Genomic DNA, 19,963 nt, shown 5'->3' with positions numbered 1-19,963 from the left:
GCCGGGCGCGACACGGCAGCTCATGTTACCGGAGAATCGGCCCCACTCAAAATACGGCGCCGCTGCCCTTAACCGCAGCGCGCTACCATAGCGGGCATGTCTTCCACCACCGCACCGGGAGCCGCACCGGACTCCACGCAAAAGGGCATCGCCGACGCCATCGGCGTGGCCCCCACCATCGACCCGGCAACCGAGATCGACGCGCGCGTTACATTCCTCACCGACTACCTCCAGCGCGCGGGCGCGCGCGGCTTCGTGCTCGGAATCTCGGGTGGGCAGGACTCTACCTTGGCTGGGCGCTTGGCTCAGTTGGCCGTGGAAAAGATGCGTAGCGATGGCACCGACGCCGTCTTTGTAGCTGTACGCCTGCCCCACGGCGTCCAGGCAGACGAGGCAGACGCCCAGACCGCGCTGGACTTTATTAGCCCCGATGAGCGTGTCACGGTCAACATCAAGGAGGCCACCAGCGCGCTTTCGGCGCAGGTCGCGACAGCACTCGGAATCGACGCCCTCGGCGACTTCAACAAAGGCAACGTCAAGGCCCGCATGCGCATGATCGCCCAGTACGCCATCGCTGGGGAGCGCAACCTGCTTGTCATCGGCACCGACCACGCCGCCGAGAACGTCACCGGGTTTTTCACCAAACACGGCGACGGCGCCGCCGATCTGCTCCCCCTAGGCGGGCTGACCAAGCGCCAGGGCGCAGCCATGCTGCGTCACCTCGGCGCCGACAGTCGGCTGTGGGAAAAGGCCCCCACCGCCGACTTGGAGGAAGACCGCCCCTCCCTGCCGGATGAGGAGGCGCTCGGCCTAACGTACTCGACTATTGACGACTACCTCGAGGGCAAGCCGGTGGCAGACAGCGACCGCGAGCGCATCGAGCACCTGTGGCGCATCTCCGAGCACAAGCGCCACGTCCCGCCCGCGCCCACCGACACGTGGTGGCGTTAGCTCTCGCTTGTCGACGCCCAGCCCAACAGGGTGCGGGCGAGGGCTGGGTCGAACCACTGACCCACGCCGCGCACTATCTCACCGGGGCCCAAACGCCCGACCCCGGACGGGATGCGGCCGACAAGCGCGACCCCCGTGAGCCGCGGCAGGTCCTCGGCGTTGCAGCGCTGCGCCAGATCCGGCGAGCTCGGCCAGTCACCGATCACGAGCCCCGCGCACGCCACCCCCGCATCGCGTAGGTGGTTCGTGGCCAGCTCGGTATTGGATAAGGTGCCGAGGCCCGACTGTGTCACTAGGACAACCGGCGCCTGGAGCGCGTACGCGACGTCGACGATGGTTAAGTCCGTCCCGAGCCGGGCGAGCACCCCGCCGGCACCTTCCACTAACACGAGGTCGAGCTCGCCGGGAGCCCACGCACGAATGGCATCCGCAAGTTCCTCCGCGGTGGCCTGCTTTACACCCGCGCGGCGCGCGGCCGTCTCCGGGGCCAGCGGCTCGCGCAACCGGCGGTACTCGAAGGAGGTGTCGATGCCTGCCAGCTCGGCGGCGAGGTCGCAGTCTCCCTTCTCCCCGGGATGCAGGCCAGTCTGGATCGGCTTGGCGATGCCCACGCGGGCCCCGTGAGCCTGCAGCAGCGCCGCGAGCGCGCCCGTGACCACCGTCTTCCCGATTTCGGTGCCCGTCCCAGACACCACGACGAAACGCGTCATTTCTCCTCCTTGCTGTATTCCGCCACGACCGCGCGCAGGACCTCCACCGCCGTGTCGAGCTCGGCCCCTTCGAGGTTGGCGCGCGCGGTCAGACGCAACCTCGAGGTTCCTTCCGGCACCGATGGTGGGCGGAAGCATCCCACCGCGACCCCGCGCCGCAGGGCGGCCTTTTGCGCGGCGACGGCGCGCTGCGGATCAGAGAGGATGACCGAGACCACTGCCGACTCCGGTTGCTCGGCGTCTGCAACCTCTGCCAGGGCGGTTGCGGCGCGAAGTACACGAGCGGGCCTGTCTGGTTCGCGCCGCAGTACGTTCAGCGCCGCCTGCGCTGCCCCGACGGCCGCCGGAGTCAGGGCAGTGTCGAAGATGAACGACCGCGCGGTATCGGTTAGCTGCGCGCGCACCCGCTGTGAGGCACACACGACCCCACCCTGCGTGGCTAGGGCCTTCGACAGTGTCGCCGTGACCACCAAGTCTTCGTGCCCGGCGCGCCCGAGCTCGTCGACTAGGCCGCGGCCGCCGCGGCCGCGCACCCCCAGACCGTGCGCCTCGTCGACGACGAGCACCGCGTGGTGGGCGCGCGCCACGTCGTGCAGCTCAGCAACCGGTGCCAGCGCGCCGTCGATGGAATAAACGGAATCGGTCAGGACCACGGCGCGCTCTTCGCTTCGCTCGGCGAGTGCGCGTCGCACAGCAGCCACGTTGCCGCGCGGGGTGGCCACGACTCGGGCGCGTGAGAGCCGGCAGGCGTCGATAAGCGAAGCGTGCGCCCCGCCGTCGGACACCACGAGGCTGCCGCGCCCACTCAGCGCGGTGACCGCCCCAATGTTGGCCATGTAGCCGGAGGAAAACAGCAGTGCGGATTCGTGCCCGCAGAAGTCAGCGAGCTCGGCTTCGAGCGTTTCGTGGAGGGTGGTCGTTCCTGTTACCAAGCGGGAACCCGTCGCGCCGGCGCCCCACTCGTCGAGTGCCGCTTTCGCCCCGGCGATAACCTCGGGGTGGCGCGCTAGCCCAAGGTAGTCGTTCGAGGCGAGATCGATGACGGGGCTGTCGGACGTGCGCGCATGGATCTCGCGGTGCACCCCGGCTGCCTCCCTCGCGCGGGCGGCAGCGTCCAGCCAATCGAGCGTGGGCGACTTCTCTATCATGACGCCACCGCCCTTGCCGTTGCCCTCGCCCCCGCGATCACCGCGCGGCAGATCGCAGCGACCTCGTCCGCGGAACAGATGTACGGCGGCATGGTGTAGACGAGATTGCGGAATGGTCGCAGCCACACACCCTCGGCAGTGATCGCGTCGGTGGCAGCTTGCATATCGACGTCGCGGTCGAGCTCGACAACCCCGATCGCTCCCAGCACGCGCACGTCTACGACCCCGGGGAGCTCGCGAGCAGGCTCGAGGCCGCGCAAGAGACCCTGCTGAATCTGTGCCACCTGCGCGCGCCACCGGCCCGTCTCGATGAGGTCCAGTGAGGCATTGGCGATGGCACATGCGAGCGGGTTGCCCATAAAGGTCGGGCCGTGGGCAAGGCCGCCCGCCTCGCCGGCGCTGATCGCCTCGGCAATCTCCGCCGTAGTTAATGTCGCGGCGAGGGTGAGGTATCCCCCGGTCAGTGCTTTGCCCACGCACATGATGTCGGGGGCGATGCCTGCGTGCTCGACAGCGAACAAGGCTCCGGTGCGCCCGAAAGCGGTCGCGATCTCGTCCGCGATCAGCACAACCCCGGTCTCGTCACAGACCTCGCGCAGTGTGCGCAGATAGTCGGGCGCGTGGAAGCGCATTCCTCCGGCTCCCTGCACCACGGGCTCGACGATGACCGCGGCCAGCTCATCTGCGTGGTTGCGCACCATCGCGCGCAATTGGTCGTGATAGGCCTCGTCGTTGTGCGCCGGTGGAGCCTCAGTGAAGACCTGGGCCGGCAGCACGCCCTTCCACATCGCGTGCATGCCACCGTCCGGGTCGCACACACTCATCGGGGTCAGGGTGTCGCCGTGGTAGCCGCCGCGCCACGTGGCAAGCTTTGTGCGGCCCGGCAGTCCTCGTGCGCGCTGGTACTGCAGCGCCATTTTCGCTGCGACCTCGACGCTGACAGAACCAGAGTCGGCGAGGAACACTTTCTCCAGATTGCCCGGCGCCATTGTTGCCAACCGCTCGGCGAGGCGGACCGCTGGCTCGTGTGTCAGTCCGCCGAACATGACGTGGCTAAACGCATCGATTTGGCCGTGGGCAGCGGCATCGAGCGCGGGGTTGCGGTAGCCGTGGATGGCCGCCCACCAGGAGCTCATGCCGTCGATGAGCTCGCGGGCGTCGGCAAGCGTCAGGCGCACCCCAGAGGCACCAACTATAGGCAAGGGGCTTGTCGACGCCGGGAAGCCCCCATAGGGATGCCACACATGCCGCGCGTCGGCCTCCAGCAATTGAACAGTGTTCATCCTCGTCATTTCGACGAGTTTAGCGCGCCATGATCTCCAGCGTTTGTTCCGCGGCGCGCACAAGCGCGCGGCCGTAGCTCGGCCCGTGGGTCCACGCATGCACCGCGAGCGGGTGCAGCTGATGGATTGGAATGCGACGCTGCCAGTCGCGGCCGAGCTCGCCGGCCTCGAGGTAGCCCTCCACCAGTGCGTCGAGGTGCGGGGCGCCGAACAGCTCCAGCATCGCGATATCTGTCAGCGGGTGCCCGCCGTGCGCCGCTGGATCAATAAACCGCGGGCCGTCAGGCGAAAAAAGCAGGTTCCCGGACCACAAATCGCCATGAATGCGCGCCAGCGGCGCGTCCTCATCTTCCTGCCGCAGCGCCGCACACGCACGCCTAACCGTCTCAAGGCCTGCCGCATCCAGGTTGCCCGCATCGTGCGCCGCCTTGGCGAATGGCAGGACGCGCTGGGTGACATAGAACTCGGCCCACCGCGGCGTCGGCACGCAGTCCTGCTGCTTACGCCCGATGAAGTTCGGCCCGTCCCACCCCGCCGCGGGGGCGCCGAACGCGTCCGCCGACAACGCGTGGATCGCCGCCAACTCGCGGCCCGCGGCTCGGGCAGCCTCCGGAGTCGGAGGCACGCTTTCCACGTACTCGATGTCGACGGTGTTCGCGTCCTCGTCGACGCCGACGACCTCGACGACCGCGTTGCTGCCCTCCCGCAGCCACCTCAAGTACGCAGCTTCCGCGGCCGCAGCCCCTGGTGCGCTGCCGTGCTTCCGAAACGTCTTCCCCATCACGCAACCCCGCTTTCCAGCTCAAGCAACATCTTCTTCATCGCGGCGCCGCCACGGTAATTTCCCAGACTCCCATCCGAGCGCACAACCCGGTGGCACGGCGCCAGGATAGGGAGCGGATTGCTCGCACACCCCGACCCCACCGCACGCACGGCCTTCGGGTTGTCCAGCCGAAGTGCGATGTCGGCGTAGCTCTGGGTCTCGCCGTAGGGAATATCGATCAGCGCGCGCTGCACGCGGGCTCGGAACCCCTGGGTCAGGCGCCAGTCCAGGGCCACGTCGAAGGCTGTGCGCTCGCCGGCGAAGTACTCGGCGAGCTGTGTTTCCAGCTCCTCGCTCTCTCCCTCGACCAGTGTCTCCCCCGTCGCTGCAGCCACAGATTGGCGGACCTCGTCGAAGCCCTCGCAAGCGAAGGCGACGCGAGCCACGCCGCGTGGCGAGGTCACAAGCAACAGCTCCCCCACGGGAGTCGACGAGGTGGTCCAGGTCAGTGCCATGGCACCCGATTCTACGCAGGCTGTGTGGGCGTGCCGGGGCAACAGAAAACGGGCCGGCCACTCAACCAAAGCTACGTATATCGCTCGATCTGATACGAGGCTCCGGGTCGGCGAAAAGGTACGGCGGGAAGATGAAAACAGACCACGAATCTGTTTTCCGCTTCCTACAACTGCACCAAAGAAGTGGCTATCTAGTCGTGATTACGGCCATCTCGGAGAAAAGTTTGTTCCAACCCGTCGAAAACAACTTTAAGCAGAAGATCAAAATACTCATCAGACATCCGGCTTTCATTGTCAGGATGAGACAAAGGCTCGAAATAGCTCTCCACCATGTTTTTCAATCCAACAGATCTCGTCATCATTGGTTTGAGGCGATCAAGCAATTCATTGAGGTCGTGACGCTCACCCTTTTGATGCGTAGTGCGTAGATTACGAGCACCAATCGCGTGCAGCGTCGAGTTCGTAATTATGGTGTACACCAAGGCGATTTGGTCGCCGAAACCCGCCTGTTCCAGTTTTCGATAGGACGCATCCAAAACCGGCAAAGCCCCCTCGGTGAACTTCCCTCGAGCAAGCCGATCAGTAACCCCGTAGTAGCGAAGGAGAACGGCACGAATCTGGTGAACCATTTCCGTAAACCATTCCCTCCACTCCTTGTCCTCATCGGGGAGCTGAATGCTCGCCCATATTCGGTCAACTACTGCATCACAAAGAGCCTCTTTGTTATGAAAGTAGTGGTAGACGACCGATGGCACCACACCAAGCGATTTAGTAATGTCGCGAATCGACCATCCATCAATTCCGACTTCCTCAGACAGAGAGAGGGCTGCATCGATAACGCGGTCTTGAGTCAACCCAGCTCTTCGGCCTGTAGATGCTGATGCTTGCATGCTTCGACTTTATCGGACGTGGTCTTTACGCCTCGATGGCCGCCCCAGTAGCTGAGCTCAGTACGATCTCACGGTCGCATACTCGAGAAACAACATGCGGATCATGGGTTATAACAATCAGCGGGATTGTTCGTTTTATTTCATTCAGAAGCTCGCAAATCTCATCGCGAGTTTCGGTGTCAAGACTCGATGTTACTTCGTCTAATACAAGAACCCTTGCTCCCGCCACTATCGCTCTCGCAATTGAGAAGCGCTGCAGTTGGCCACCAGAAAGCTGTTTGGGATAGCGTTCTTCCCAATCCTTTGGGAGTCCAAGACGCTGGCAGCTTTCATTGCTTTTCGTTTCAGAGTCCTCCTTAAGGCAAGCATTTCTGGCCGCTGCCCGACGCATACTGGTGCCGAGCCTCAGCACCGGATTTACACTGGTGCTCGAATCCTGAGGAACCCAACCGATCGCGCCCCGAAGCTGTCTTGGCCAGTCGCGTATGGAAGGTGGCAACATGGTTCCATCAAGCTCGATTGTTCCGGCTCGTCGTGGCCATAGTCCGACTAAGGTTTTAGCAACGGTCGATTTGCCACAACCTGACGGGCCGGTTATCGCAATCGCTTCTCCTTGGTAAACCGCAAAACTCAGCTGTCGTATCGGCGGAGTTCGCAGTGATGGCGCAGCGGCTGTCAGATTAGAAACGTGAAGGAGACTCGGAGCGTCAGGTTCCACTGACGAGACAAAAGGCGGTTCTGGCTTCGGAGCAGGAAGCCGGATCTGCGTAATGCTCTTATTTCGTATCTCGAAATAGTTGTTTGCCAATCCGTGTGCTACTTCGGGGTCATGCGTGATCACTAACAACGTAGAGTCCAAAGAACTGACTAGCTTACGTACGAGTTCCAACGTCGCATCCCTGGCACGTACGTCCAACCCGGCTGTAGGCTCATCCAAAATCAACAGCTCGGGTTGACGCAGAAGTGTGCAAGCCAAAGCCACTCGTCTACGTTGCCCACCAGAGAGCTCGCCACAATATCGATCAAGGAACTCTTTGTCTGTGGGGAGACCGAAAAGCTCAAGGGCCTCGACCATTCGCCTTGACACTACGTCTTTCGACCCTGGCGCTAGCTCTGTTACGAGCTTGGAGATCCGATGAGCAGGGTTGAGCGCAGCCGATGGCGACTGATCTAGCCTTCCGATACGACGTCGCACCTGTCGGAGCTGCTTAGCAGCCACTGGTACGCCATCGACAATGACGGGCTGGCCTAACACTGTTACGTTTCCACGGACTGTCAACCCATCGCTTACTTCACCCAGTAGGGCCAAGGATAGAGTTGACTTACCAGTCCCAGAAGACCCAAGCAGCGCACAACGATCTCCAGGTCGAACCCGCAGCGACACTTCGTCTAGGATTCTTTTGGATCTGTTTCCAACGGCCAGCTTGTCAACGTTAATCATGATCTCTGTTCCCGTACAGAATCGATAAGCATGTTCAATGGCAGTGTCACCGCGATGATGGCCACAAGCGGGGCTAAAACTGACCACGGGTTAAGGGCAAAACCAACCAGGTTTTGGGAAACCATAGCGGACCACAAAAACCCGGATTCCTCTGATTGAGTGCCTAAGAACGACACAGTCGCCAAAATGTAAATTGCTGTAATAGTCGAATATCCAAACTCGACCAATATGACTCTCTTTAGCACCGGCAGGACTTCTCGAATCACTGCCATCATCGGTCGATCTCCCGCCACCAATGCCTGCTCAAAAAACCCTGTCGTGACTAGTGGCGTTGCCGCGGCCTGGTAATAGCGGGAAGTAAAGGGAACGGTCAAAAGCGCTGCCAGAGGGATCACCGCCATAATCGATGCGCCTGCAGCTGCGTAGAAAACTAGAGAAACTACAATCATTGGGAGAATAAGAATGAGGTCCAGCGCAAATCTGACTATCGCGTAACCCCACGGCTTCATTGTGAGCCAAAGCCCGATCCCAACACCGCACAGCTGCGCTAACGCCGCGCTTGCCAGAGAAGCCAACAGTAGTGTTCGTCCGCCTTCGATAAGCTGCGGCGCTACCGGACGACCAAGATAGTCTGCTCCTAGACCCCAAAGACCTCCAGTATCGAACGCGACAGTAGTTGACACGGACGAGTCGGCTAACAAGGGCGCAAACCAGGGACCACAGAGAGCGATCACGAAAGTAGCAGTAACGATGGTTGCCCACACCTTGGAGCGCATCTAGATCACCGCCGTGATTCGTTCTTGACGTTTTTTCAGCAGATCCGCACCCGTGTAGCTAACCAACGCACACCCTACTAGCACTGTGCCTATGGCCATCACTAGAGGAGTTTCCCTAGAGTTCACGGCTTCGACCAGAGAGTAGCCCATGCCGGGAAAACTGGTGACAGTCTCAACGATTACCGTGCCCCCCAGAAGGTAGGGCACAGTGTGGGCGAACAGCTGGGCAATGCTGGGGCTGACCGCAGGAAGTAAGTGCACAAACAAAATGCGCGGTGTGGACAGACCCGCCAATCTGGCATCCCTGATGTAGGGGCTGATCACATAGGAGGAAACTAGTGATCGAATACGCCGCAGCATTGGGGCCGAGCAAATGACCCATAGAGTCAGGCTGGGAAGAACCAAACATATCGGTTTGCGCCAAACGGTCTCGCCTCCACCAGGGCTGGATAGCACCGGCAGAATCCTGAGATACTGGCTAACCAGGACAAGAAGACCGATAGAGGTTACGAACTCCGGCAGTGCGCTAATCACAATAGACGCTCCGGAAAAAGCTCTCTCTACGCGGCCTTGCGTTGCTCCAAAATAGAAAGCAGCCGGGATTGTTACCGCAAGAAGCAATCCCATCACGATTGCTGCCACCGTCAGACTTGCTAGCACTTGGTTATGCAGAACTCTGGCAACTGGCGCGCCGGTAATCAATGAGCTGCCCAGATCGCCTTTGAGGAACCGGGCGAGCCATTCGCCATATCGATGAATCAAGGGTCGGTCCAGACCCATCTCGTTCCTGACATGCTCCACGGCTACGGTGCCATGCTTTCCAACGGAGACGGATGCTGCGTCCCCAGGCAGCATCTGCACCGACATGAAGAGCAGAAGCGTAGCGAGAAAGAAGAGCGCAATGCCACGAGTGATTCGCAGGGCCACCCACGCGCGGAAGGAGTGCGGGCGGTCTAAGCATGCTTTCAGGCGTGTCATAGTTAGCTGACTGGGGTGAACGTGGCCTCAGCAATCCACGGCATCGACTGTGTAATAACTACTCCGTCAAGCCCCTCACGATAAGCGAGAGTCTCCTTCTGATAGCCCCAGATTAGGTCACCTCCCTGAGCATGAACCTCGCTTGATATATCCGCCACTAGCTGTTCTTGTTCCTTCTCATCGACAGTGGCACTCGCCTTGTCGAGGTTGGATTGCAGAGTATCTGAGGTATAACCGGAGACGTTGTACAGCGAGGTTGCAGACGTTTGACTCTTCAAGTTCGTAAGTGGCATTCGGTTGATCCAGTAGAAAGTGAACGCCGAGGTTTCATATAAGGATGGCATTTGTGAGAAGAAAGACTGTGGATCGACAGTCTCGATCTTCATCTCAAGCCCAACCTGTTTGAACTCTTGCGCCATTAGTTCGGCAGAAGCTACCAGACCAGGAGCAACATCGGATGCCACCACGGTGAACTGAGTAACGCCTTTCTCCGCAAAAATCCGACGAGCTTCGTCTTTATTCACCGTCGTCTGCTCAATATTCACCGGATATGTTGGGTAGCCCATACCAACCAGATCATTACCGACAACCCCCTGATCACCGAGCAGAGTCGTCACCATCTTCTGGCGATCAACGGTCAGTTTTGCCGCTCGGCGGACCTCGGGGTCATTGAAGGGCGCAACCCTGGTATTCAAAACCAGTTCTTTGATTGTCGCCCCTTCCAGTGAACCTGAGGGCAAGGCGATCCCCTCAGATTCCTTTAGGATTTTCATGGAGGCTGGTTCGAGACCCCAGGCATAGTCAATCTCTCCAGTTCGCAGAGCGCGTGCCCGAGAGTCTGAATCTGGAATACTCTTCATCACAACCGACGGGATGGCTGGCTTCCCCCCGTAATAGCTCTCGTTAGCTTCCAACGTATAGCCGGTAGTCGGGTCCCCCTTGACAAAGCTGAACGGACCTGCACCGACCCCGTCGAATTCCCCATTAGGTGCGACAGGGGAGAACATGGCCAACGACGAGACGAGGAAATCTGATGCCGGTTCCTTCATTGCTAGGAAGACGGTGCTCCCATCGGCAGATGACTTATCGAAGTCAATGTTGCCGTACATCTCCTGGAAGCTAGGTACAACCGATAGGTGCTCCAGCGAAGCAATCAGATCTGTGCCCGTGACATCGTCGCCATTGGAGAACTTGGCATCCTTGAGCTTGATCGTCCATTGGTCTGCAGTCTCGTTTGGGGTCACAGACTCTGCCAACAGCAGCTTTTCCCCCTCAGAGGTCATCAGTGCTACGGAGTCGTACAGATAAAAGCTCAGGGCCATTGCACCCGGGGATGCAGCAGTAGCAGGATCGAGGGAATCGGTAGAAGCAAACGTCGCACCAAGACGGAACTCCTCGGAAGCTTTGCTTGTCGACGATTGCTCGCCAGATGGAGCCTGAGCGACATCCCTACCATTTGAGCAGCCAGACAACGCTAGTGCCCCAGCGACTACTGTCGCTACCACGGAAACAATCCTCTTTTTTGTACTCATACTCTCCTACTTAGGTATTAGTTCTTGTTAGAAAACCCGCTATGCCAAAGTCCAGCCGATGCCTGCATTTCGGTATTGCCAGAAAGATCGGTATCGGCCTTCCTGCGCGATCAGCTCAGTATGAGAACCGACTTGCTCTACTCGGCCATAGTCATCTAGGACAACAATGCTGTCTGCGCTTTTAACCGTTTCGAGCTTGTGCGCGATGACTATGAGCGTCGAGCTCTCCCGGAGTGCATTCATAGATTCGACGATGTGGGCTTCATTTTCCGCGTCCAAAGCTGAGGTAGCCTCGTCAAGCAGGACGATTGGCGCCTTCTTAATAAGTGCTCTTGCTATCGAGACCCGCTGGCGCTCACCACCGGATAACACCCTTCCGCCTTCACCGACCCGAGCTTGCCAGCCCCCGGGTAGCCTCTCGGCGATTTCGCTTACCCCAGCAAGCTCTGCCGCCCAGGCGATTTCCTCATCATTGGCCGTGGGGTTTCCGACCCGGATATTCGCTAGCAAGGTGTCGTCATACAAGTAGACGTCTTGGAAAACCATTGACAACTGAGCCATCAAGTCCTCGATGCGCTGATCCCTAACATCGATACCACCGACTAGGACTTGCCCCTCATCTACGTCGTAGAACCGTGAAATCAACCGCGCAATTGTTGTTTTCCCGCTACCAGAAGGACCAATAAGTGCACACATATGACCAGGTTCAACATCGAAGCTGACATCCCTTACCACCGGCTGGCTCGGTTCATATCCGAACGTCACATTGCGCAGACTTACCGCGCCAGGCCGGGTTACTTCACGAGTGGATTCGATTTCTGGCAACTCCTCGGTGTCCAGAATCTCGTCGATGTGATCCATCATTTGATTACGCTCACCAAGCGCAGCGATCGCTGCCCCTAGGTCTTCGAGGAGGGTGGTAAATCTCAGACTTATGCCTATCGTGACGATCGCTTGCAACGGCGTGAGATTTCCAGAAATCGTCGAGGCAACCGTAATCAAAATCATTGCGACCACGATGATCTGAGTGAACGCCCCCGAAAGGACAATTCCGCTAGTCTCGAGCCACAACCCGCGTCGGCCTAGGCGGGCATTATCGTCGAACGCTCGCTCGAGCTCTGGGTAGTCAGCCCCGATCCCTGCGGATCGCAGTGTGCCTTGTGAACGACCGAACTCAACGATTCGATGCGACAGATTCTGCTCGGCCGGCTCAGACACAGCCTTGCCCGCGTCCACCAATTTCCGATTACCCCACAGCACCAAAACCAGTACTGGTACTGCCAGCGTAAGCAGCAAGCCTAGGCGCCAGTCCCAAAACCAGGAACCAACACAGATCACTAGTGCAGAAAAAAGACTCTGAGTGAGCTTGTAGAGAGAATGCGCCGCCGACTGCGCAAGGCTCATCATTTCTTGAGTAACTAAGCGAGACAGTCTTCCATCCGAACCTGCGTTAAACCAGCCCAACGGCAGGCGGGCAACTTTGTTTCCGATCGTATAATGAACATCACGCATGAAACCGAGTGCACCAATGTAGCCCGTTTTTGTGCCGTAGTAATCGATCACTACGCAAACCGCAGCCAAAACAGCTAATGCGATAAGCCAGCCACCGAAGTCGAGCCCCCACACCGACTGACTGGTTTCAAGCGCAACCGATGCAGGAAGCATTACCAGCAGTGAGCACCCGGTGAGCACTCCCACGAGCATTCCAAGTGTGGAGCCTTTCGAAAAATCACTCCACGCTTGTTCTCCCATCAGCCGCTTATACCGAGATATCGGTAGAAACTTACGCATCACAGCCCTCCTTGAGCGCCGGATTCGGCAAGCAGCTTTCGGTAGTGATGGTTCTGCAGTAGCTCCTTGTGAGTACCGATCACTTCGACTCGTCCTTTCTCTAGAACCACAATCTGATTTGCTCCTTTGACCACTGTGGGCCGGTGTGCGATTACCAGAACGGTGCGATCCTTCACAAGACGACTTAGCGCTTTTTGGATTTCGGCCTCTGATTCCGGATCTGCGAAGGCTGTAGCTTCATCCAATATCAGCACCGGCGCATCCTTCACCAATGCGCGTGCGATTGCGAGTCTCTGCTGTTGTCCCCCAGATAATCTGGTGTCCGTGCCCACCACGGTGTCGTAACCCTTCGGCAACGACATGATGAAATCATGGATTTGCGCATCCCTAGCAGCCTGAGTTATCCGCAGATCAGAGCAGCTTTTGCTTCCTAGAGCAATATTGTTCCGGATGCTTGTGTTTAACAACTGTGGGTCTTGTAGGACGAACCCCACGTTAGAGTACAGAGTCGCCGAGTCGAGAGCTTTTAGGTCTTGACCGCCAAGCGTGATTACTCCACTCGATGGGTCATCGAATCTAGCGATCAATGTTGCTAGCGTGGTCTTGCCAGAACCGGAGGGGCCAATCAACGCGGTCACGGCCCCTGGGGCCAGATCTAGGCTCACATCGTCTACAGCAAGTGAGTTTGTAGCTTTCGCAACGGTTTCTGTTGGACTTGAAGTTGAGTAGCTATAGGAAACGTTCCGGATAGAGACATGGTTTCCGTTCGGCTCGCCACCTTTTTCCAGAAATGGAAGCTCTTCGGTGTCCAATAAGGCGCAGAGGCGAACTGCGGCCGCGCCTGCCAACTGATACGCCCAGCCGATGCTCGCAATCGCATTTAAAGCACCAGGCAAAACGAGCGCAATCAACGTGCACGTAATTACCTGCACCACATTCACATAGCCGGCATGGAGCAGAAGCCCCCCACCACCCAGGTTCACTAGCAAGATCACAGCAACTGAAATCCACGACTGGGCGATACAACACATCGACACCAATGGCAAGCTCCAGCCACGATAAAACTCGTTGAACTCTTCTGCAGCATCCAAGTATCTGGAATGTGCTCTGCCGACCTGACCAAACGCTTTTACTACGCCGATCCCGGCAACGAACTCGACCATGGTTGACGAAACCTTGTCGAGTTTCACATTCAATTCCGCAGTTCTCTCCGACATACCACGCATCGCCACGGAGTAGAAAGCTACGAATAGCGGGATCGTCGCGATGCTCAGCAGCGCCAGTCGCCAATCAACATAGATAGACAGAGCGAAGAGCATAAGTGGAGTAACCACCGCGTTCAAGAGATCGATCGGCCCGTGAGCAATAACCGTATGGACGGTTGCGGTGTCATCCTGAATAGCCTTGCGTAACGCACCAGAATTAGATTCGGTAAACCAGGAGAGCCGAACTCTCCCCAGTCTGTCCACAATTCTTCGACGCATCAAATCCCGCAGCTTTAGATCGGCGAAATGCGACACCAGAAGAGCGATGAAGTAGACAAAAAGACGCAGACAAAACACTGACACCAAGAAGAACGCCACCGACCACGCCTTCTCCGTATCAACCGCACCAGAGTGATGTCCGGCTAGAAAAATCTCGCCTAATTCAAATAGCGCGATATAAGGGGCGATAGCTAATGCGCCCGAAATAGCTACCAAAAGCTGGCTCACCAACAGCCTGCCTCGAATAGGTCGCTGTAAACGTTTGATCGCCGCCTTCCCCGCGCGGTGCTCCTCCTGATAATCGGGGTGGCTGTCGGTCCCCGCCACTTCGCTAGCACCGGCATCAGGCGGGTTTTTAAGAACGGATGCAACACCCATTGTTTCCTTGGAATCCATATGACCTCGAAAGTGAGAGAGTAACCCTATTGCCTTAGGTTAGGCTAGCCTCAACTCTAGAACAGCATTCTAGTCCAGTCAATATCCAGCTCCACCGAGGACTGAACCATCCCGGTTTTATTGCCACCGTCAGTAAAGTGCCACGGGTTTGTTCCGCTCGAGCAGATAAGAGCAAAGGTTGTGTCCGTTAGCGTGGTGCATCTGTGACCGCCGGTGAGGGGCCTCATGAATGTGTGAGGCGGCCACCGCAGAACCTTTCGAATCAACTCCTGCATCTCCTCGAAAGGAATAACCGCGATCGCCGCTGCACCCAATCAAATCGACCCAGACCGCCTACCTTGATGAGCTGCTCGCCCACACCTCCCCGGATCTGATGCGCCAGATGCTGCAGAACTCCATCAACCAGATCCTTTCCCCCCGGGCAGACAGCGTCTGCGGGGGTGGACTACGCCACCGTCAGCGACACCCGCACCAACCACCGAAACAGCTGCCACCACCGCGACCTGGACACACGCGTGGGCACCATCGGCGTGAAAATCCCGAAGCTTCGCCACGACTCGTTCTTCCCCGACTGGTTATTGGAGCACCGCTCACGAGCACAACGCGCCCTGGCTACCGTCGTAGCCACCTGCTACCGCAAAGGGGGGTCTCCACTCGCCGCATGAACAACCTTGTCGCCACGCTCGGGATCACCAACCTATCGAAGTCACAAGTCTCCGACATGGCCAAAGAACTCGACGTGATAGTGGAAGACTTCCACACCCGCCCGTTGGACACCGGGCCGTACCTCTATGTTTCCTTCGACGTGCTGACCATGAAGGTGCGTGAAGCCGGGCGCGTCGTTAAAACCGGCGTGCTGCTGGCTACCGGGGTGAACGCCGACGGGTACCGGGAGTTTGCTTGGCATGCAGGTCGCCACCGCGGAATCGGCCGCATCGTGGACCGGGTTCTTCCGCGACCTGAAAGGCCGAGGCCTGGATCAGGTGTACCTGGTCACCAGTGACGCCCACCTGGGCATCCACGCCGCTGTGGGTAACTGCCTGCCGCAGGCCAGCTGGCAACGGTGCCGCACCCATTTCGTCAAGAACCTGTTATTGATGGTGCCGAAAACCCAGTGGCCGACATTGTCGGCGATGTTTCAGACGATCCTCCAGCAACCCGGCGCCGACAGCGCACACCACCAGGCCCGGGATGTCATTGCGTGGTCTCAAGTTGTCGTTGCAACACTTTCTCATCAGAAAGGTTGTTTCATGACCACACCAGGGCCGTATCACTGCCTGAGTATTGATGACCAAAACCGCTTACGCAAGCGTCTCCTTACCGGTGACAGCGTCGCAGCCGCCGTCCGCCACATCGGCTGCTACTACGTCCACGCGTTGAACTTCGCCCACCACCATCACCTCATTCAACCTCGACGACGCGACGTCGTCTCTGACACCGCACGCACACACTTCCTCGAAAACATCACCACGTATGGCCTGACCATGCACCACGCCGCACAGACAACGGGCATCCCAGTCTCGGCGGGTTACCGCCTCGCTTACGAAGCCGGCATTCACACACGGCTCAGTCACACACAAAGACGCATCCTTGCCACCGAACGCCGCATCGACTTTCTCCGACTGCGTCTGACCGGCTCATCAATCATCGCCGCGTCAACCGCGGTCGGTATCAACCCCCGCGACGGTTACGACTTCAACAAAGGCCTGGTAAAAGCAGACAATCAACGCAAGCGTTTCATCCCTACCGGCACCAACGCCAAAACGTATAACAAGCTCATGACCGCCCTAATCGAACGCGATGATGTCATCGAAGAAGGCCGCATGGCTGAGCCCGCCCTCCCGGTGGGCATCGACCCGTATCAGCGAATTAGTCCTCGGTACTTAAACATCGATGAGCGCATCATGATCGCTGATCTCATTCGCGACGGCCACACCATCCGCCACATCGCCCGGCGACTGGGACGCAGCGCATCAACGATTAGCAGGGAGATGAGGCGCAATCACCACGCTTTTGGGCCGTACCGTCCTGATACCGCTCAGAAGAAAGCCGCCGGGCGTCGGTTACGGCTCAAGCCAACGAAGCTTAGCAGCAACAAGCAGTTGTACGACTATGTCGTGACCAAGCTGCGGGCACAATGGTCACCGGAGCAAATAGCCCACCGGATCCGCCACGACCACCCCGACGACCAGGAGATGTGCATCAGCCACGAAACGATCTACCAGGCGTTCTACCTGCACGCGAAAGGTCGACTCGCCCAGCAAGGGTTAGAGCTTCCCACTGGGTGCAAGGAACGACGCTTGCGTACTCGGGTGAGAACAAGCGGGGTTGAGCGCTTCGTTGACGCGATGGTCATGATCGATGACCGCGCCGATGAGGTAGACGAACGCATCCTGCCCGGGCATTGGGAAGATGATGTGATCATGGGCGCAAAAAACGCATCCGCGGTGATCACCCTGGTTGAACGGGTCAGCCGGTTTACCCTGCTAGGACACCTGCCCAATGGGCATTGCAGTACAGACGTCCTCACAGCCTTGCAGCACATGGTTGCACGGCTGGATAGATCGATCTGGTCGTCGATCACGTGGGATCAGGGTTCGGAGAAAGCCGGGCATAAGCGCTTCACGATGGCCACCGATGTGCCGATTTTCTTCTGCCATCCGGGCTCACCCTGGGAACGTGGGACGAATGAAAACACTAACGGCAGGCTGCGGCGTAACCTGGCGAACTCCTCGGATCTGTCGATCTATAGTGCTGAGGATTTAGAGATGATCGCCAATATCCACAATCACAAACCACGTAAAACCCTCAACTGGTTAACACCAGCAGAAGTCATGGCCGCTGCACTCCAACAAACCGCTAGCATCACAAGTAGGCGTCCACCGCTGCAACGGTCCTTAGAACCGGCTACGGCCATCAGCGGCCCAACGACCTAACCCGATCATTAACATTAGTCTTCTCCACCAACGGCTTAAGACAAGTTGGCAAGGTCTGACAATAGTTGACTGTTAACGTTCGGGGTGCCACAGATCTGCTGTCGCCAACTATCCATCTTCGCGGACACCTGAGGCCATGCGGTTAGAGGATAAGCGTAGCCAATAGCTGAGTGAAACATCTGTCTCTGCCTCTTTAACTTGAACCAGAAACTCGAAGGGCTGAGGGTTGCAAAAGACTATTTGATGGTGTCTTCCAGATGTTTAATAGCCGCTTTAATTTCCTTTTCAGAATATTGTTGCTTTGTCATCTCATTTCGCAACTCCTCAGTTGAGAAATCATGACTATTTGAGGAGTAATACGATTCCGCGAAACTGTCCGCGTAATCCTGCCAAGATAGCTCATTCTTAGCGAAGAAGTACTCGAGGCTTTTACGAGCGGCTTCGGATTCTTCTTTTGTCATTTGCAACTCATCCATCCAAGCCTCAAACTGGGGCTCATTGAGTGCAATGCTTTCATAGCCGTCATTGCGATACACCGTGCGGAACGGGTATTTAACACGGTCTCTGACAAACTTGGCCATTTCGTAGGCAAAATAGCGAAAGTCAACATTATCCTCGATTGCTCGGAGAACCAGATCAGTATCTGCAGGGCCAGAAGTCGAATCTTGTTCATAGCTCGGTAAAGCCTGGTTCCTCTGAGGATCAGTGCGAGCCTTACGGAACTGCTGCTCAAAGCTGCTGTAACTATAGAAGTTTCCGCTCGCAGCCCAGCTTATGGCATTATCCAGCAGCGCCCGCTTCTCTAACGGCACGCTCGCTACAATTTTCTCCCGCTCTTCCTTCGAAACTCCACTGAGGGCGTTTACATAATCTGCATGGGGATATTTCTTCTCACTCCCGCTTTTTGAGGCCGATTGTGACGATTCTGACGCTTGATCAGCGTTGGGGGCCGTTGAAGCGAAAGAGCAGCCCGCCAAGCCCAGGGACGCACTGACCAAACTTGCTAGAATTACTAATCGCTTAGAGAAGAAGCGAGAGTAGACTCCCGTTACCAAGATGAAGCTCCCATACAGTCGAAAGAAAACATTTAAGTGCCGCTCAGCCGAGCCAAGGCATTGTCATATATTATACCAACAGAAAGCTGTTGTTTGTCGCTTCAACGAGCTCAAGTCCACGCGGGTGTTGTCTCTTTTCGATTAGCAGTTAGCATGGTGACCTTAAGTGCCGCCACGAGCCCAATACGGGGACCGGCTCATGCGATCTCTTAAGCGGCTTCACCGGCGTCGATGACGCTGATGTTTACCTTCGCCCTAGTCTGTTACAGACTCGTCAACGACATTTACCATTACTGCTGGCTTCAGCCACCATGTTGATCAGCGAGTACCACTCCGACAGGGCAGACGACGGCGTTGCAGTTGGGGAGGATTCCCACGAAATTAGCGTGCCCGCGGATATCCCGATTGAGCCGCTCGGTAGGGTTATTCGTCCACATTCCATTCGGAGCCTGGGTGAACGCCAGCAGCTCATCAAAAACTTCCTCCAGGCAGTGCGCGACGTGCAGGAACTTCAAATCGCGTAAGGCAACAACGCCGCGGGCCCGGGTTCACGCCAATGCGGCACCGGTTACTGGAAGATGGTGTGGAGCATTGACAACAAGGTAGGGCTAAGGGTCGAAAGAGAATGCGGACGGAATCTTGGAGGATTTCGTTATGAACCGTTCCTACACCGCACAACGCTGAAGGTTTACAAGCGCACCCAATCGATCACAAAGACAGTCCGGGAGCTCGGATACCCAGGCCGGAGGACTATTAATAAGTGGCCTCGTAAGCCCACCAAACCTAGCCGCACACCCACGCAGACCCGCACACTGACGCACTCCCTGTTCGACGTGAAGATGCGCGCAGTCAACTTATTCAACGAAGGATCGCACCCAGCTGATAACGCCCTTAAATGTGGTCTCACGTCAAAAATGAGCGTGTACTCAGGGGCTCAACGATTCCGCGACGAGGGACAATGGGGATTGATGAGCAAAAGACAACGCGCAGAACACGCGCGCACACCCACCACAGCAGCGTTTGAAACATCATTGCCTGATGATCCCGCCCAGTTAAACAAGCAGATGGCGAAGCTTCTCGTTGACAAAGCCGTGCTGGAAAAGGAGCTGGAATTAGTAAAAAAGACGCCAGGCACGCCCCAGGTCAGCTGAGTAACAGTCACAAAGACCGATGTGGTTGACGCGCTACGCACCACGTTTCCACTCCGTTTGCTGTGGGATTCCATCGGCTGTGCAGCGTCGAGTTTCTACTACCATCTTCACAACCGACAGCTCCCTGACACACACGCGCATGTCAGCCAAGCCTTTGTCACCC

17 protein-coding genes and 1 pseudogene are annotated in these 19,963 nt (G+C 57.8%); 4 read left to right on the top strand and 14 right to left on the bottom strand.

The features are described from left to right. Positions 1–96: 96 nt before the first annotated feature. Positions 97–951, top strand: a complete 855-nt coding sequence (gene nadE, locus VVR41_RS06315) for an ammonia-dependent NAD(+) synthetase (RefSeq protein WP_368524054.1) — start codon at positions 97–99, stop codon at positions 949–951. Here the strand turns inward: nadE and bioD are convergent. The 12 genes from bioD to VVR41_RS06255 form a co-directional block, all read right to left on the bottom strand. Beyond that, positions 948–1,661: a dethiobiotin synthase gene (gene bioD / locus VVR41_RS06310; protein WP_368524053.1), complete on the bottom strand. Its 714-nt coding sequence runs from the start codon at positions 1,659–1,661 to the stop codon at positions 948–950. The two genes, nadE and bioD, sit on opposite strands and share 4 nt — an antisense overlap. After that, complete coding sequence (locus VVR41_RS06305) at positions 1,658–2,809, bottom strand: 8-amino-7-oxononanoate synthase (protein WP_368524052.1); 1,152 nt, start codon at positions 2,807–2,809, stop codon at positions 1,658–1,660. The genes bioD and VVR41_RS06305 overlap by 4 nt, the downstream gene beginning before the upstream one ends. Then, positions 2,806–4,092, bottom strand: coding sequence for an adenosylmethionine--8-amino-7-oxononanoate transaminase (locus VVR41_RS06300; protein WP_368524106.1), 1,287 nt, complete (start codon positions 4,090–4,092; stop codon positions 2,806–2,808). Before VVR41_RS06300 ends, VVR41_RS06305 begins: the two co-directional genes overlap by 4 nt. A gap of 19 nt (positions 4,093–4,111) precedes the next feature. Beyond that, positions 4,112–4,873, bottom strand: a complete 762-nt coding sequence (locus tag VVR41_RS06295) for a fructosamine kinase family protein (RefSeq protein ID WP_368524051.1) — start codon at positions 4,871–4,873, stop codon at positions 4,112–4,114. Next, entirely contained in the window at positions 4,873–5,370 is a 498-nt protein-coding gene (locus VVR41_RS06290; protein WP_368524050.1) for a methylated-DNA--[protein]-cysteine S-methyltransferase, read from the bottom strand. The genes VVR41_RS06295 and VVR41_RS06290 overlap by 1 nt, the downstream gene beginning before the upstream one ends. 191 nt (positions 5,371–5,561) lie before the next feature. Beyond that, positions 5,562–6,260, bottom strand: coding sequence for a TetR/AcrR family transcriptional regulator (locus VVR41_RS06285; protein WP_368524049.1), 699 nt, complete (start codon positions 6,258–6,260; stop codon positions 5,562–5,564). A gap of 25 nt (positions 6,261–6,285) precedes the next feature. Continuing rightward, positions 6,286–7,701: an ABC transporter ATP-binding protein gene (locus tag VVR41_RS06280; RefSeq protein ID WP_368524048.1), complete on the bottom strand. Its 1,416-nt coding sequence runs from the start codon at positions 7,699–7,701 to the stop codon at positions 6,286–6,288. Next, entirely contained in the window at positions 7,698–8,384 is a 687-nt protein-coding gene (locus VVR41_RS06275) for an ABC transporter permease subunit (protein ID WP_368524047.1), read from the bottom strand. Before VVR41_RS06275 ends, VVR41_RS06280 begins: the two co-directional genes overlap by 4 nt. A 93-nt stretch (positions 8,385–8,477) precedes the next feature. Further along, positions 8,478–9,455 (bottom strand): ABC transporter permease, encoded by a 978-nt coding sequence (locus VVR41_RS06270; protein WP_368524046.1) that lies wholly within the window; start codon positions 9,453–9,455, stop codon positions 8,478–8,480. Positions 9,456–9,457: 2 nt separating this feature from the next. Beyond that, entirely contained in the window at positions 9,458–10,987 is a 1,530-nt protein-coding gene (locus VVR41_RS06265; RefSeq protein ID WP_368524045.1) for an ABC transporter substrate-binding protein, read from the bottom strand. Positions 10,988–11,026: 39 nt separating this feature from the next. Further along, complete coding sequence (locus VVR41_RS06260) at positions 11,027–12,778, bottom strand: ABC transporter ATP-binding protein (protein WP_368524044.1); 1,752 nt, start codon at positions 12,776–12,778, stop codon at positions 11,027–11,029. Continuing rightward, on the bottom strand, positions 12,778–14,658 hold the full coding sequence (locus tag VVR41_RS06255) for an ABC transporter ATP-binding protein (RefSeq protein WP_368524043.1): 1,881 nt from the start codon (positions 14,656–14,658) through the stop codon (positions 12,778–12,780). Before VVR41_RS06255 ends, VVR41_RS06260 begins: the two co-directional genes overlap by 1 nt. 297 nt (positions 14,659–14,955) lie before the next feature. Here VVR41_RS06255 and VVR41_RS06250 point away from each other — a divergent pair. Both VVR41_RS06250 and VVR41_RS06245 read left to right on the top strand, forming a co-directional pair. Further along, positions 14,956–15,857 (top strand): annotated as a pseudogene (locus VVR41_RS06250) (IS256 family transposase); the annotation flags it as partial. A gap of 51 nt (positions 15,858–15,908) precedes the next feature. After that, positions 15,909–17,594: an IS30 family transposase gene (locus VVR41_RS06245; protein WP_368524105.1), complete on the top strand. Its 1,686-nt coding sequence runs from the start codon at positions 15,909–15,911 to the stop codon at positions 17,592–17,594. Between the two features lie 236 nt (positions 17,595–17,830). Here the strand turns inward: VVR41_RS06245 and VVR41_RS06240 are convergent, their stop codons facing one another. Further along, positions 17,831–18,592, bottom strand: a complete 762-nt coding sequence (locus tag VVR41_RS06240; protein WP_368524042.1) for a hypothetical protein — start codon at positions 18,590–18,592, stop codon at positions 17,831–17,833. Positions 18,593–18,951: 359 nt separating this feature from the next. Beyond that, positions 18,952–19,164, bottom strand: a complete 213-nt coding sequence (locus VVR41_RS06235; RefSeq protein WP_368524041.1) for a transposase — start codon at positions 19,162–19,164, stop codon at positions 18,952–18,954. Positions 19,165–19,488: 324 nt separating this feature from the next. Between VVR41_RS06235 and VVR41_RS06230 the strand changes: the two genes are divergently transcribed. Continuing rightward, positions 19,489–19,800, top strand: coding sequence for a terminase gpP N-terminus-related DNA-binding protein (locus tag VVR41_RS06230; protein ID WP_368524104.1), 312 nt, complete (start codon positions 19,489–19,491; stop codon positions 19,798–19,800). Positions 19,801–19,963 lie beyond the last annotated feature (163 nt).

This window comes from Corynebacterium sp. LK2510 (assembly GCF_040946405.1).
In the GTDB taxonomy this organism is placed as follows: domain Bacteria; phylum Actinomycetota; class Actinomycetes; order Mycobacteriales; family Mycobacteriaceae; genus Corynebacterium.
The sequence above is the reverse complement of the archived record's forward strand: the minus strand, read 5'-3'. Positions and strand labels throughout refer to the sequence as shown.